Genomic DNA, 14,743 nt, shown 5'->3' with positions numbered 1-14,743 from the left:
TGGTGAGGGGTGCTTCATTGGAAGAACGTTCGGCGTCCGTGCCAACGGCACAGGGAGATAAAAGTCCTGCCGGACTGCAGACCGGCGCGGCCGCTTCCGCGCGTTCAGGTTCGCTGGTCCCGGTGGATAACTCCGGCTCACGCCCCACTTTCCCCGGCCGGCGGGAACGTACCCGCTCCAGGCTCGCGCGGCTGACCGGACGTGGTGCCGCAAATTATTCTCCGATCCTTGAGCCGCTGCTGCGGACGGTCAGGGCCAACAATCCCAAAGAGGATTTTGACCTGATCCAGCGTGCTTTCGACGTGGCGGAACAGAGCCACCGGGGGCAGAAGCGCAAGAGCGGCGATCCCTACATCACCCATCCGGTGGCAGTTGCCACCATCCTCGCCGAACTGGGACTGAGCGGGACCACTTTGGCGGCGGCCCTCCTGCACGATACGGTCGAGGACACCGCCTACACGCTTGCGGACCTGAAGCGGGACTTCGGTCCCGAAGTGGCCATGCTTGTGGATGGCGTGACCAAACTGGACAAGGTCAGCTTCGGCGAGGCAGCCCAGTCCGAGACCGTGCGCAAGATGGTCGTGGCCATGGCCAAGGACATCCGGGTGCTGATGATCAAACTGGCAGACCGCCTTCACAACGCCCGCACGTGGCGTTTCGTCTCTGCGGAATCCTCCGCCCGCAAGGCGCGCGAGACCCTGGAAATTTTCGCCCCGCTGGCGCACCGGCTGGGTATGAACACCATCAAGTGGGAACTTGAGGATCTCTCCTTCGCGGCCCTTTACCCCAAGGTGTACGAAGAGATCGTTCGCATGGTGGGGGACCGGACGCCCGAGCGGGAAAAGAGCCTAAGCGTCATCCGCGACCAGATCACCGAGGATCTCCGGGACGCCAAGATCAAGGCGACCATCACCGGCCGGCCCAAGCACTACTACTCGATTTACCAAAAGATGGTTGTCCGCGACAAAGACTTCGACGACATCAATGACCTCATGGGTGTCCGGGTCCTGGTGGATTCCGTGCGGGACTGTTACGCGGCCCTCGGAACCATGCACTCGCGCTGGAACCCCTTGCCGGGCAGGTTCAAGGACTACATCGCGATGCCCAAGTTCAACATGTACCAGTCGCTGCACACCACGGTGATCGGCCCGGGCGGGAAGCCGGTGGAGATCCAGATCCGGACCCACGAGATGCACCGACGCGCGGAGTACGGTGTGGCTGCGCACTGGAAGTACAAGGACCAGCCCAACCGGACTGCGGTCGGTCCGGGCAGCCCCCGCGACGGTGACATGGGATGGCTGCGGTCCCTGGTGGACTGGCAGCAGGAAACTTCCGATCCCGGCGAGTTCCTGGATTCGCTGCGGTTCGAAATTAACGCCCGTGAGGTGTTTGTTTTCACGCCCAAGGGTGAAGTCATGGCTTTGCCGGCAGGGTCCACCCCGGTGGACTTTGCGTACGCGGTTCACACAGAGGTGGGACACCGGACCATCGGCGCACGCGTCAATGGGAAACTGGTGCCGCTCAACAGCGAGCTGAACCACGGCGACTGGGTGGAAATCTTCACCTCGAAGGCCGAAGGGGCAGGACCCAGCCAGGACTGGCAGCACTTCGTCAAGAGCGCCAGGGCGCGCAACAAGATCCGCCAGTGGTTCAGCAAGGAACGCCGCGAAGAGGCGATCGACCGCGGCAAGGAACTCCTGACCCGGGCCATGCGGAAGCAGAACCTTCCGCTGCAGCGCCTGATGACGCATGAGGCCCTGGCCGCAGTGGCAGCGGAGTTCAAGTACGTTGACATTTCCGGCCTCTATGCCGGTGTAGGGGACGGACACACCTCCGCCCAGTCCGTCATGGAGAAGCTCGTCGAAAGCCTCGGCGGGAATGAAAGCACTGACGACGACATCACCGAAGTCAGCGTGCCCACCCAGGTCACCAAGGCCCGGTTCTCCGATTCCGGTGTTGTGGTCCGCGGAGTCGGTGACGTTTGGGTGAAGCTTGCCCGCTGCTGCACCCCGGTGCCCCCTGATCCCATCCTCGGTTTTGTGACCAGGGGCTCGGGCGTGTCCGTGCACCGGACCGACTGCACCAACATCTCGGACCTGAAGGATCAGCCGGACAGGATTGTGGACGTGGACTGGGCCCCGACGCAGTCCAGCGTGTTCCTGGTGGAGATCCAGGTGGAGGCGCTGGACCGCAAGTCCCTGCTTTCCGACGTCACGCGCGTGCTGTCCGAAAACCACGTCAACATCCTTGCCGCCAGCGTGCACACCTCCACGGACAGGGTAGCCATTTCAAAGTTCGCCTTTGAGATGGGCGACCCCAAGTACCTGCACCACGTCCTCAGCGCCGTCCGCCGCATCGACGGGGTCTTCGACGTCTACCGCACCACCGGAAACAAACGCCGGAGCTAAGCGGGCCAGCTTCTCCAACGCGGCCTTCTTGTAGGGGACGCGGGGGCTGGCCTCAATGGCAAGAACCAGCAGGCGCAGGCGCACGTCATTCTGCGGGCGGGCCAGCAGCCCTTCCAGGGTGGGGATGGCGCGTTCGGCTTCGACGTGCAGGGCAACGTCCAGGGCAGTCCGCAACGGGCTGGACACCATCAGGCCGCCCATGCTCACGACGTCGAAGGGGCCCAGCTTCACCTCATGCAGGGTGCAGCCCCTGGTGTTCCGCAAACTCGAAACCCGCCTTTTGGCGTCCACCAGAAGGGCCAGCCGGTCCGGTTCGCCCGCGCAGCCGTAGATCCATGCAGCTGTCATACGCCCTGCAACCACGCGCTGGCGCACAGCCGCGGGCACGGCCCCCGCTGCTGCCCGGGCACGCAGCTGCGGAGTAGCTGTGGCTCCGGGGACGGTATAGCCGTGCTGGTGGAAACGTTCCAGCAGCCCGTCCGAGGCCAGGGACTGCAGCTCGGGGGAAGTGAAAGGCATGCCAGGGGCGTACAGCTCCGGAAAGCGGGGTGCTGTTTCGCCTCCCTGGTGGTCCGTGCCACGGGCGGCGGAGGGAGGAGGTGGGGGATTCGCCATTGGCCCATCCTGCCGTTCCCGCCATTAACAGGCACAGGCCCGGCTCCGGATATGTGGATAACCGGAGCCGGGCCTGTCAGAGCCGGAAGCCTGCGTGAGGCAGGCGACTGACCTAGGAGAGTTCGCTGGCCGAGCGCTGGATCTGGTCAAGCCAGGCCTGGCGCGCCTCCAGAGCTTCCTGCGCGGCCTTGATCTTGCGCTGATCGCCCGTCTTTTCAGCCTTGGCGAGATCGTCCTGCAGGCCCGCTATCGCGGATTCCAGCTGGGAGAGGGCGCTGTTGGTGCGGGCCTTCCGCTCGGGGTTTGAACGCTGCCACTGCTCTTCCTCGGCGTGGCGCACTGCATCCTCAACCTTCCGCAGTCCAGCCTCGACACGGCCCATGTCTGCGCGCGGAACCTTGCCGGCTTCTTCCCAGCGGTCGCGGACGGACTGAAGAGCCTTTTTGGCGGCTGCCAAATCCTTGACCGGGAGGATCGCGTTGGCCTCGGCGAGGAGGGCTTCCTTGACGGTGAGGTTGGCCGCATACTCCTGGTCGATCTCGTCGTTGGCGGCCTGGCGGTTGGTGAAGAAGACGTCCTGGGCGGCGCGGAACCGTGCCCACAGGGCGTCGTCGTCCTTGCGGCTCGCCCGCGGGGAGGCCTTCCACTGGTCCATCAGGCGGCGGTACTCGCCGGCGGCAAAACCCCAGTCAGTCGAGGAGGACAGCGCTTCCGCTTCGGCGATCAGCTTCTCCTTGGCGGACTTGGCAGCGGAGTTGTTGCTGTCCAGCTGCGAGAAGTAGGCGCGGCGGTGGCGGTCAAAAACGGTGCGTGCTGCACGGAACCGCTTCCAGAGGGCGTCCTCGTTGCTGCGGCCCAGGCGGACTCCGCTCTTCTGGGCAGTTTTCCAGCTCTCGAAGAGCTCGTTCATCCTGGAGCTTGAGGTCTTCCACTGGGTCTGGGCCGGATCCTGGCCGGAAATCTGCTCGGCCTCGGCCACAATGGCTTCCCGGGCGGCAAGTTCGGAGGCGCGGACGGCGTCGTGCTCGGCCTTTTCCGCCTTTTCCAGCTCAGCGATCTGGGTGGAGAGTTTGTCCAAGCGCGCCTCAGCGGACCTGAGGTCGCCCACCATGTTCCGTTCCGCCAGCTGCTCGCGGAGATGCGTGACAGTCTTCTGCATGTCGGTGCTCGGGGCCTTGGAACTGACGCGCTGCTCGAGCAGCACAATCTGGGCCACGACGTCGTCGTACTTCCGGGCGAAGTAGGCCAGGGCTTCTTCGTCGCTGACGTCCGGGTACTGGCCCACCGGGTGCTCGCCGCCGTCGATGTTAAGGAATACATGCCCGTCGCCCTCAACGCGCCCCCATTTCGAGGCTTCGGCCAAGGACGTGGAGGGAACTGTGGCAACAGGAGCAGCAGCAGGTGCGGCGGCGGGTTTCGGCCGGGAGGCGAAAGCGGCAGGGGAGGGCGCGGGGCGGGGCGCCGGTGCCGGGGCGCTGCCCGCGGAGGGCTGGTCCGGGGTGCCGCTTTCGGGGGCGCTCTCCACGGGTGCTTCCGCTGCCGGGGTGGTGGCTGCAACGGAATCTTCCCCGCCGGCGGCTGGTGCCGCCGTCTCGGTCACATCTGTTGCTGTTTCGTCGGATTTCTGACTGTCTGTCACCGCTAAAAGTCTTTCGCTTGAAGGAAAATGCTCAGGTCCTGCACCGCAGCTCCATGGCCGGGCTTCCTACTTCAGAGAGAACGAGTCTATCGTGACTGGTTCAACAGGTGCGCCGTCCGTGTCGCTGCTGCCCGGCGTAATTCCGGCAGCAGCTATGTTCGACACCGCGTCAAGGCCGGATGTTACCCTTCCCACCACCGTGTAGCCGCCGGCAGTGTCGGCCGGGATCACGGTGTCCTTGTAGACGATGAAGAATTGTTTCCCGTTTCCAAAGGCGTTGTTGCCGGTACGGGCGACGGCGACAGTTCCGGCCGGATAAGTGTTGTCAGCGGGGGTGTTTTCCAGGGGTCCCCAGGTGTAGGCAGGATCGCCCTGGCCCCCGGGGCCTGAGGCGCCGCACTGCAGCAAGCCGAAGGTCTCACCGGTGGTGAGGCGGTGGCACGTCTTTCCGTTGTAGTAGCCCTCGTCGCTGAGGGACTTGAAGACGGCGGCGGCCTGCGGGGCCTTGGTCCCGTCAAGCTCCACAGCGAGGGACGTTCCGTTGAGGACCAGATCACCGGTGAAGGTCTTGCCCGCAGCGGTATCGGCACCGGGGATATTCGGGCCGTTGGTTGCCGGTGCAGCCGGGCTTGCAGGAGCCGAGGGGGACGGGCTGGTCAGTCCCGCCTCTGCGGCAGCGAACTCCTCCTCGGTGGGGTTTCCGGCAAAAGCGGTGAGGTGGAGTACGACGGCGAGCACCACGGCGGCGGTTCCGGCACCAGCGGCAATGAGGTTGTCGCGCCTGCGCCGCTTCTCCTGGTCCCGCCGCAGCTCGCGCTTTGCTTCCATTTGCTGGATGCGGCGCTTTGCTTCGCGGGCGCTGCGTGAACTGGCCGGCAAGGGTCCTCCTTATTGTCGGGCTGCTGCACAGCCGTGGTGTGGGCTCCGGCGCGCAGTGGTCTGACGGCCGAGCCTTGCCGGTCCGTCCATTAGAGATGCTGGCGGATGATGCATAAACTGACTGCCGCACATAGTTTATGCATGACTGGCTGGACTGCCGCCGTTCCTGGCCTGTTCGCCGGCGCCGGGCAAGTCCCAGGCACAACACCTACGAGGAGAACATCCACCATGGCACGCACCGCTTCCCTGTCCGGATTCCCCGAGTGGCTTCCCGAGGAGCGGCTGGTGGAGCTGCATGTTCTGGACACGCTGCGCCGGGTATTCGAGCTGCATGGATTCGGTTCCATCGAGACACGGGCAGTGGAAACAGTGGGCCAGTTACTGCGCAAGGGCGAAATCGACAAGGAAGTCTACGGCCTGAGCCGGCTTCAGGAGGACGAGAGCGAAAACCCTGTCAAGGGAGGGAAAGCGGATCCGCACGCACTTGCCCTGCACTTTGACCTCACGGTCCCGTTCGCCCGCTACGTGGTGGAAAACGCCGGATACCTTGCCTTCCCCTTCCGCCGCTACCAGATCCAGAAGGTGTGGCGCGGTGAGCGGCCACAGGAAGGGCGCGCACGTGAGTTCACGCAGGCGGACATTGATGTGGTGGGGGACGGTGACCTGCCGTTCCGTTACGACGTTGAAATCGCGCTGGTTATTGCCGAGGCCCTGAACGCCCTGCCCATCCCGGATTTCCGCCTGCGGATCAATAACCGCAAGCTTGCCGAGGGTTTTTACCGGGGCATCGGCCTCGAGGATACGGCCGGCGTCCTGCGGAGCATTGACAAGCTCGAAAAGATCGGCGCGGACAAGGTGGCCGGGTTGCTGAAGGAGGAACTGGGGGCCACGGACGAACAGGCCCGGAAGGCCCTGCAGCTGGCTGCCATCCGGACTGAGGACACTTCCTTCGTGGAACAGGTCCACGCGCTGGGCGTCAGCAATGAGCTGCTGGACGAGGGTCTCAACGAGCTTGAACAGGTCATCGAGGCCGCTGTCCAGCGTGCTCCGGGCAAGGTGGTTGCCGACCTCAGCATCGCCCGCGGCCTGGATTATTACACCGGCACCGTGGTGGAAACCGTTCTGGTGGGGCACGAGCAGCTCGGCTCCATCTGCTCCGGCGGGCGTTACGACGCACTGGCCTCGAAGGGCAACCGGAAGTTCCCGGGGGTGGGCCTGTCCATCGGCGTCACCCGGCTGGTGTCCCGCATCCTCAGCCAGGACCTGGCCAAGGCTTCACGCTGCGTTCCCACCGCCGTGCTGGTTGCGCTTACCTCTGATGACAGCTGGAGTGCGGCGCAGGACGTGGCCGCCCAACTCCGCGGCCGGGGAATTGCCACTGAGGTGGCGGCGAAGGCGGAGAAATTCGGCAAGCAGATCAAGTTCGCCGACCGCCGCGGGATTCCCTTCGTCTGGTTCACCGACGAGGACGGCACGCACCAGGTCAAGGACATCCGCACCGGTGAACAGGTCATCGCCTATCCGGAAACCTGGATGCCGCCCGTGGAGGACCTGGCAGTACAGGTAGCGGCAACCGCGCAGGTGGCATCCGCAGCCTCCGTGTAGCTGCTGCTACCGCCGGAACCGCAGCACGAGCCACCGCCCCGCCACCCCTGCCAAGAGGATCCCCGCCATGGTCAGCACGGAGGCCGCCGGAAGCGTGAAAGCCAGCAACAGGCAGGCCCCGAAACCGACGGCATTCAGCCACTTTGGCGCGTACCCCGGGTGGGGGCTAAGGGTAAAGGCGGACGCGTTGGCCACGGCGTAGTACACCAGCACGCCGAAGCTTGAGAAGCCCACCACCGTCAGAACGTCGGTGGTCAGCAGGAGCAGGATTACGACGGCGGCCACAGCGACCTCTGCAACGTATGGAACGGTGTGCTTGCCGCCCACCCGGGCCAGGGGCCGGGGGAGGTCACCTTCACGGGCCATCGCCAACGTGGTTCTGCCAACGCCCGTGATGAGCGCAAGGAGCGCGCCAAGGCAGGCGGCTGCCGCACCTGCCTGCACTACCGGCGCGCCGCCTGCGAGCTGTGACTCCAGGACGGCTTCCAGCAGCGGGGTCTTCGTGGCCGCCAATTGACCGCCGGGAAGATGGTTGAGCAGCAGCAACGCCAGCGCCAGGTAGATGGCGAAGGCGGCAGCCAGCGCCGCCAGGACCGCCCGGGGGATGGAACGGGAAGGGTCCTTGACTTCCTCGCCCAGTGTGGCGATGCGGGCGTAGCCGGCGAAGGCGAAAAACAGCAGGCCCGCAGCGGGCAGTACGCCGGCGGGGCCGCCGGGAGACGCGTCGGCCACTCCCGCGGCTGGATGCGGCCCAATGATGGCGGCGACGGCGACGAACACCAGGGTGGCCAGCACCACGCACAGCAGGATCCTGGTCAGCAGTGCCGTCCTCGTGATGCCCAGCAGGTTGACCACGGTCAATGCCACCACCGCCGCGATGGCCACCGGTACTGCGTAACTGCCGGCGGCATAGGTGCCGAACGTCAACGCCATCGCCGCGCACGAGGCGGTTTTTCCGGTGACAAAACCCCAGCCTGCCAGGAAGCCCGGCCACTCGCCGAGCCGTTCCCGGCCGTAAACGTACGTTCCGCCGCTGGTGGGATATTTCGCGGCCAGCGCGGCAGAGGCGACGGCGTTGCAGTATGCCACCACCCCGGCGATGACCACCGAAAGTACCAGGAAGTTTCCGGCCAGCGCGGCGGCCGGTGCGAAGGCTACGAACACGCCGGCGCCCAGCATGGAGCCAAGGCCGATGGTCGTGGCATCGAAGGTGCCAAGCCTTCGTTGGAGTTGCTGGTGCGCGCTCATGCGGTGACAGTTCCTTTGCAGCGGGTAAACTCGAACGGAATCGTTCCCCGAACGATCCTATTGAACTTCGTGTTTATCTTCCCGCTGTTACCCCGCAGAAAGGCGTGCTGTGCTGCGCACACATGACCTCGGATCCCTTCGCTCCGAGCACATTGGACAAACCGTAACCCTCGCTGGCTGGGTGGGCCGCCGTCGTGATCACGGTGGTGTGGCCTTCGTTGACCTCCGCGATGCTTCCGGCGTGGCACAGGTTGTGGTGCGCGAGGAAGAAGTCTTCCACGGCCTGCGCAACGAGTATGTCCTGCAGATCACCGGCACCGTTTCCAAGCGGCCGGAGGGCAATGAGAACCCCGCCCTGGCCACCGGCGAGATCGAGGTCATGGCGGATAAGGTAGTCATCCTCAACACTTCCGAGCCGCTTCCGTTCCAGATTGACGAGCACGTTGAAGTGGGCGAGGAAGCCCGTCTGAAGCACCGCTACCTGGACCTGCGCCGTCCCGGCCCGGCCCGCAACCTCCGGCTGCGCTCGGAAGCAAACCGCGTTGCCCGTGAGCTGCTGCACCAGGACGGCTTTGTGGAGGTTGAAACCCCCACACTGACCCGTTCGACGCCGGAAGGCGCCCGTGACTTCGTGGTCCCTGCACGCCTCGCCCCGGGTTCCTGGTACGCCCTGCCGCAGTCCCCGCAGCTTTTCAAGCAGCTCCTGCAGGTTGGCGGGTTCGAGAAGTACTACCAAATCGCGCGCTGCTACCGCGATGAGGACTTCCGCGCAGACCGCCAGCCGGAATTCACCCAGCTGGACATCGAAGCCAGCTTCGTGGACCAGGACGACATCATTGCGCTGGGCGAAAACATCGTCAAGGCACTGTGGAAGCTGATCGACGTCGAGATCCCCACTCCCATTCAGCGGATCACCTACGCCGACGCCATGGCCCGCTACGGCTCGGACAAGCCCGACCTCCGCTTCGGCGTGGAATTGACCGAGCTCACCGAGTTCTTCAAGGACACGAACTTCGGCGTCTTTAAGGCTCCGTACGTGGGCGCCGTGGTGATGCCCGGCGGGGCCTCGCAGCCGCGCCGTACTTTGGACGGCTGGCAGGAATTCGCCAAGCAGCGCGGCCACAAGGGCCTTGCATACGTGCTGTTCAAGGAAGACGGCGAACTCGCCGGCCCGGTTGCCAAGAACCTGACCGACACAGAGCGCGCAGGCCTGGCCGATGCCGTCGGCGCCAAGCCCGGTGACTGCATCTTCTTCGCCGCAGGCGAGAAGTCCGCGGCCCGCGCCCTCCTCGGCGCCGCCCGCGTCGAAATCGGGCACCGCACCGGCCTGATCGACCCCAACGCCTGGGCCTTCTGCTGGGTAGTGGACGCTCCGATGTTCGAACCGGCAGCCGCAGCAGTGGCATCCGGCGATGTCGCTGTCGGGGCCGGCAAGTGGACCGCTGTTCACCACGCCTTCACGTCACCGAAGCCCGAGTTCCTGGAAACCTTCGACCAGGACCCGGAGTCGGCCCTGTCCTACGCGTACGACATCGTCTGCAACGGCAACGAAATCGGCGGCGGGTCCATCCGTATCCACGAGCGCGACGTCCAGGAACGGGTCTTCGAACTGATGGGCCTCGGCAAGGAAGATGCCCAAACCAAGTTCGGCTTCCTCCTGGAAGGCTTCAAGTACGGCGCCCCTCCGCACGGCGGCATCGCCTTCGGCTGGGACCGCGTGGTGGCTCTGCTGGCAGGTGTTGAGTCCATCCGCGACGTCATCGCCTTCCCGAAGACGGGCAACGGCTACGACCCCCTGACCGCGGCCCCTGCCCCGATCACCCCGCAGCAGCGCAAGGAAGCCGGCGTGGACTTCAAACCGGAAGCGAAACCTGCAGAAGGCAAATAAGTCATCACCCGCTTGACCTGAAGGCTCTCCCGCCAAGGAGGGCCTTCAGGTTTATCAGCACAATTAGTCCGCAGACAGGAGTCCCCGTGGTCGAAGGTGTTCGTGGTACGGAAACCGGCGGCTTCGAAACGCTCATGGACGCGGCCTGGCCCGCCGTCGAGCGTTACGACACGGGGGAGTGGGTCCTCCGGGCTGCCGCAGGAGTCACCCAGCGGGCCAACTCGGTGTGGCCGCGGGAGGCTGCCGCAGAGCTCCAGGCCGCGCTGCGCGAGGCGGCCCAGTGGTACCGGCAGCGGCGGCTGCCCCTGATTTTCCAGGTAACGGACACGCCTGCCAATTCCGGACTGAACGCTTTGCTGGACCAGGAGGGCTTCACCCGCCAGTCGGAGACGCTGATTATGGCCCGGCCGGCCGAAGCCGCGCCTCTGCTTCCGCGGTCCGCGAAGGTTGATGTCACGGACCGCCCAAGCAGGAAATGGCTGGATCTCTGGTGGAGCGTTGACGGCCGCGGCGGTCAGGCAGAACAGGACACAGCGCGCGCCATCCTTGCCGGCTGCCCATCGCTCTATGCGCTGGTGAGGGACGACGACGGCCTGCCGGCCGCCGTCGGGCGCCTCGCCCTGGTGGAGGTAACCGGCGGGATCTATTGCATGGCTACGTCCCCCTCGCGCCGCCGGCGGGGATACGCCTCGACGGTGCTGCAGGCGCTCCTGTCCGAAGGGACAGAACGCGGCCTGGACAGCTTCTGGCTGCTGGTGACCGCGGCGAACCATGGTGCCCGGCAGCTGTACAGCGAAGCCGGGTTCGAGGAGTCGGGCCGCTACCTCTACCGCCAGCAGCGGCCCAAGCGGGCGCTGACGGGCTGCTGACCCCAAACTCCCTGCGCCGTTTCGACGGTTCCCTGCCCAGTCGACGATCGGCAGCGCCGAACGCGCAGGGAACCGTCGAATTGGGCGGCGCGCGCCTGTTGATGGCCGGGGTTAAGCCGGTGGGTCGGTGACCTGGATCCGCACCGAGCACGCGTGCGCTGCGGCCTTTTTCAGTACCGCCGCCTTGGGGTCCGGTGCGTCGAGGTAGGCCATCCGCGGCAGGGCGGCGTAATGCTTCAAAGCCGGGTGCTCAAGGACGAAGCCCGCCAAAGCCCTGTCGCCACCGGGAACCACGTATTCGAAGGATTCTCCGCTGAACACCCGAAGCGCGTTCCCGGCAACCGTTTCCACGAGTGCATCCGCCTGGTTGGACCGGCGCCGGGCAAACCGCTGCTGGGACTGACCGCCTGCTGCGGACCGGGACTGCACGTAGGTGGAACCGACCTTCGAAGCCAGCACCAGTCCTTCGCTGACCACCGCAACACCGTAGCCTCCACGCCGGACCAGCAACAGGCCGAGCCGGCGGGGCTGGGACGCGAGGGAGGCGAGCCTTGCCAGGGCGTCCGCTCCGCGGCCCGGCCGGCCGTCGCCGGGCCACGGCGCCTGCAGGAGTGCTGTGGCGCCGTCGTCCGCCAGAAGGCGCAGGCCGTCGTCGTCATCGCGCACCTGGAATCCGCCGTGCCCCTCGCCGAACCTCTCCGCCCAGCCTTGAAGGCGGCTGCCCGGGACATAGGCGGTGCGGACAGAAGACGGTCGCGGCCCGCCGGCGGCGGCACGTGCGGACATGCAGGCATCCTTTCCCTGAAGGGCGGCAGCTTCCGGGCGGAAGCCCCCGGGTAACTGGAAGTAGCCTATCTATGTGGAAGATCTCTTCGGGCACGGGCCCGGCAATGATGACGACGACGGTCCCATTGACGCCGGCGGCGCCCCCGCCACCGGAAGCGCCAAGCAGCGCGGCCCGCTGGCGGTCCGGATGCGGCCCCGCACCCTCGATGAGGTGGTGGGCCAGCAGCACCTTCTGGGCCAGGGCTCCCCGCTGCGGCAACTGGCAGCGGGAGTGGACGCTGCCGGTCCCGCCGGACCCACCTCCCTGATCCTTTGGGGTCCTCCCGGGACGGGGAAAACCACCCTTGCCCATGTCATCGCCAGGGGACCGGGCCGGAAGTTCGTGGAACTGTCGGCCATCACCGCCGGGGTCAAGGACGTGCGGCGCGTAATGGACGACGCCCTGACGGCCCGCGACCTGTACAAAACCACCACTGTCCTGTTCCTCGATGAGATCCACCGCTTTAACAAGGCCCAGCAGGACGCCCTGTTGCCCGGCGTCGAAAACCGTTGGGTGGTCCTGGTGGCTGCCACCACAGAGAACCCTTCCTTTTCCGTGGTCTCGCCCCTGCTGTCCCGCTCCCTGCTGCTGACCCTCAAACCTTTGACCGACGCCGACATCGAGGGGCTCCTTCAGCGCGCCGTTGCAGACTCCCGCGGGCTCGGCGGACAGGTGGAACTCGACGACGAATCCCTGGCGCACCTCGTCAGGCTCTCCGGCGGTGATGCCCGGCGGGCCCTGACAGCGCTTGAAGCTGCAGCCGGTGTGGCATTCGGCGATGCGGACGACGCCAGCGACGGAACGGTGAAGGTGGAACTGAAGCACACCGAGCGGGCCCTTGACGTGGCGGCCGTCCGCTATGACCGGGCAGGGGACCAGCACTATGACGTGGCCAGCGCCTTCATCAAGTCCATTCGGGGTTCGGACGTGGACGCCGCCCTGCACTACCTGGCGCGGATGCTCGAAGCGGGGGAGGACCCGCGCTTCGTCGCCCGCCGGATCGTCATCTCCGCGGCGGAGGATGTGGGAATGGCTGATCCCACTGCCCTGCAGACCGCGGTGGCCGCAGCCCAGGCCGTGCAGCTGATCGGAATGCCCGAGGGGCGGATCATCCTGGCGGAGGCGGTGGTGCACCTGGCTACAGCCCCCAAATCCAACGCCGCCTACATGGGGATCAACAAAGCCATTGCCGATGTCCGCGCCGGGCTGGGGAACGGCATCCCTGCCCACCTGCGGGACGCGCACTATCCGGGTTCGAAGCAGCTGGGCCACGGCCTTGGCTACAAGTACGCACACGACGCGCCCCACGGCGTGGCAGCACAGCAGTACCCGCCGGACGATCTGGTGGGGAAGGACTATTACCAGCCCACAGCCAACGGTGCGGAGCGGGACATCGCGGTGCGGCTGGAGCGGCTGCGGAAGATCGTCCGGGGCAAGTAGGGCCGTGCTAGGATAGTACGTTGTCTGGCAAGGCGCGGACGCACAATCTCCCCAATTTCACGTTGAGAAGGTTATGCCTGCGCCCAGTAGCAAAAGGCAGCGGTTGGCCGATGCTCTCCATCGTGGAGGCCAGTAACATTGACACACCGCAGATATTGGAAGGACACAAGTGGCTAACAACACTCGTGCTCGCCGTCAGGCCCGCCTCTCGCGGTCCCTCGGCATCGCTCTGACCCCCAAGGCCGCCAAATACATGGAGCGCCGCCCGTACGGCCCCGGTGAGCATGGCCGTGCCCGCAAGAAGCAGGACTCTGACTACGCCGTACGTCTGCGCGAAAAGCAGCGCCTGCGCGCCCAGTACGGCATCCGCGAAGCACAGATGACCCGTGCCTTCGAAGAGGCCCGCCGCACCAAGGGCCTGACCGGTGAAAACCTCATCGAACTGCTCGAAATGCGTCTTGACGCCCTGGTCCTGCGTGCCGGCTTCGCCCGCACCATCGCCCAGGCCCGCCAGCTGGTTGTGCACCGCCACATCATGGTTGACGGCATCCGCGTTGACCGCCCGTCGTTCCGCGTCGGCGAGGGCCAGCTGGTCCACGTCCACAGCCGCAGCGAAACCATGGCTCCGCTCCAGGTTGCAGCAGCCGGCGCCCACCGCGACGTCCTGCCCGCCGTCCCGGCATACCTGGACGTCAAGCTGGAAGCCCTGCAGGCACGCCTGGTCCGCCGTCCCAAGCGCTCCGAGGTCCCCGTGACCTGCGAAGAGCAGCTGGTCGTCGAATTCTACGCACGCTAAATCCAGGCAGCGTATACAAGGAAGCCCGTGGCAAGCGCCGCGGGCTTCTTTGTATGTAAGGTACTTGGGGGGACATCCGCGGAATGCGCTTTACGACGCGTCCGCCGGTGGGAACGAACCACAGAATTTCTAGGAGATGAACGTCTATGTCTGGTGGCGATATTGCCGGCCTGATCGCTGCCGGAGTGTTTGCGCTCCTGGTGCTGCTGCTTGCGGTGCCCATCCTGAAGCTGGGCAAAGTCCTGGACGAGGTCCGGACCACCATCAGGTCCCTCAGCGACGGCGCCACACCGCTGATGGACGAGGTAACGGCCACCGTGTCCACCACCAATCAGCAGCTGAAGAAGGTGGACGGCATTTCCTCCAACGTCTCCGACGCGTCGGCAAACCTCTCGGCACTGTCCTCGCTGGTTGCCGCCACCGTTGGCTCGCCGCTCATCAAAGTGGCAGCGTTCAGCTACGGCGTCCGCACCGCCCTGGCAAACCGTAAGAAACCCGCTGCCGGCCGCCGCAGCCGCTGAACACCGGAG

At 65.8% G+C, this 14,743-nt stretch carries 12 protein-coding genes; 7 read left to right on the top strand and 5 right to left on the bottom strand.

Going from position 1 to position 14,743, the window contains the following annotated elements; all coding sequences use genetic code 11:
* The first annotated feature begins 17 nt into the window (after nt 1-17).
* Nucleotides 18-2,408, top strand: a complete 2,391-nt coding sequence (locus AC5RT4_RS03400; RefSeq protein ID WP_494039805.1) for a RelA/SpoT family protein — start codon at nt 18-20, stop codon at nt 2,406-2,408.
* On the opposite strand, the gene AC5RT4_RS03395 is transcribed toward AC5RT4_RS03400, so the two are convergent.
* From AC5RT4_RS03395 to AC5RT4_RS03385, 3 genes are all read right to left on the bottom strand, one after another.
* The gene (locus tag AC5RT4_RS03395; protein WP_494104862.1) at nt 2,289-3,023 is read right to left on the bottom strand and encodes a type IV toxin-antitoxin system AbiEi family antitoxin; all 735 of its coding nucleotides are present in this window, start codon (nt 3,021-3,023) and stop codon (nt 2,289-2,291) included. The two genes, AC5RT4_RS03400 and AC5RT4_RS03395, sit on opposite strands and share 120 nt — an antisense overlap.
* 112 nt (nt 3,024-3,135) lie before the next feature.
* The gene (locus AC5RT4_RS03390; protein WP_494104861.1) at nt 3,136-4,662 is read right to left on the bottom strand and encodes a DUF349 domain-containing protein; all 1,527 of its coding nucleotides are present in this window, start codon (nt 4,660-4,662) and stop codon (nt 3,136-3,138) included.
* 66 nt (nt 4,663-4,728) lie between these two features.
* Complete coding sequence (locus tag AC5RT4_RS03385; protein ID WP_494104860.1) at nt 4,729-5,541, bottom strand: peptidylprolyl isomerase; 813 nt, start codon at nt 5,539-5,541, stop codon at nt 4,729-4,731.
* Between the two features lie 228 nt (nt 5,542-5,769).
* Between AC5RT4_RS03385 and hisS the strand changes: the two genes are divergently transcribed.
* Nucleotides 5,770-7,146 carry a histidine--tRNA ligase gene (gene hisS / locus AC5RT4_RS03380; RefSeq protein ID WP_494104859.1) on the top strand — a complete coding sequence of 459 codons (1,377 nt, stop codon included), beginning with the start codon at nt 5,770-5,772 and terminating at the stop codon, nt 7,144-7,146.
* A gap of 6 nt (nt 7,147-7,152) precedes the next feature.
* Here hisS and AC5RT4_RS03375 read toward each other — a convergent pair whose 3' ends face one another.
* Complete coding sequence (locus AC5RT4_RS03375) at nt 7,153-8,394, bottom strand: APC family permease (protein ID WP_494104858.1); 1,242 nt, start codon at nt 8,392-8,394, stop codon at nt 7,153-7,155.
* 109 nt (nt 8,395-8,503) lie between these two features.
* Here AC5RT4_RS03375 and aspS point away from each other — a divergent pair, with 109 nt between their 5' ends.
* The gene (aspS, locus tag AC5RT4_RS03370; protein ID WP_494104857.1) at nt 8,504-10,282 is read left to right on the top strand and encodes an aspartate--tRNA ligase; all 1,779 of its coding nucleotides are present in this window, start codon (nt 8,504-8,506) and stop codon (nt 10,280-10,282) included.
* Nucleotides 10,283-10,416: 134 nt separating this feature from the next.
* Nucleotides 10,417-11,151 (top strand): GNAT family N-acetyltransferase, encoded by a 735-nt coding sequence (locus AC5RT4_RS03365; RefSeq protein WP_494104903.1) that lies wholly within the window; start codon nt 10,417-10,419, stop codon nt 11,149-11,151.
* A 111-nt stretch (nt 11,152-11,262) separates the two neighbouring features.
* On the opposite strand, the gene AC5RT4_RS03360 is transcribed toward AC5RT4_RS03365, so the two are convergent.
* On the bottom strand, nt 11,263-11,937 hold the full coding sequence (locus tag AC5RT4_RS03360; RefSeq protein ID WP_494104856.1) for an acVLRF1 family peptidyl-tRNA hydrolase: 675 nt from the start codon (nt 11,935-11,937) through the stop codon (nt 11,263-11,265).
* 73 nt (nt 11,938-12,010) lie between these two features.
* On the opposite strand from AC5RT4_RS03360, the gene AC5RT4_RS03355 reads away from it, so the two are divergent.
* From AC5RT4_RS03355 to AC5RT4_RS03345, 3 genes are all read left to right on the top strand, one after another.
* Nucleotides 12,011-13,417 carry a replication-associated recombination protein A gene (locus AC5RT4_RS03355; RefSeq protein WP_494104855.1) on the top strand — a complete coding sequence of 469 codons (1,407 nt, stop codon included), beginning with the start codon at nt 12,011-12,013 and terminating at the stop codon, nt 13,415-13,417.
* Nucleotides 13,418-13,586: 169 nt separating this feature from the next.
* Nucleotides 13,587-14,213 carry a 30S ribosomal protein S4 gene (rpsD, locus tag AC5RT4_RS03350; protein ID WP_494039796.1) on the top strand — a complete coding sequence of 209 codons (627 nt, stop codon included), beginning with the start codon at nt 13,587-13,589 and terminating at the stop codon, nt 14,211-14,213.
* 146 nt (nt 14,214-14,359) lie between these two features.
* Nucleotides 14,360-14,734 (top strand): DUF948 domain-containing protein, encoded by a 375-nt coding sequence (locus tag AC5RT4_RS03345; protein ID WP_494039795.1) that lies wholly within the window; start codon nt 14,360-14,362, stop codon nt 14,732-14,734.
* Nucleotides 14,735-14,743 lie beyond the last annotated feature (9 nt).

Source organism: Arthrobacter sp. sptzw42 (assembly GCF_059089685.1).
The sequence above is the reverse complement of the archived record's forward strand: the minus strand, read 5'-3'. Positions and strand labels throughout refer to the sequence as shown.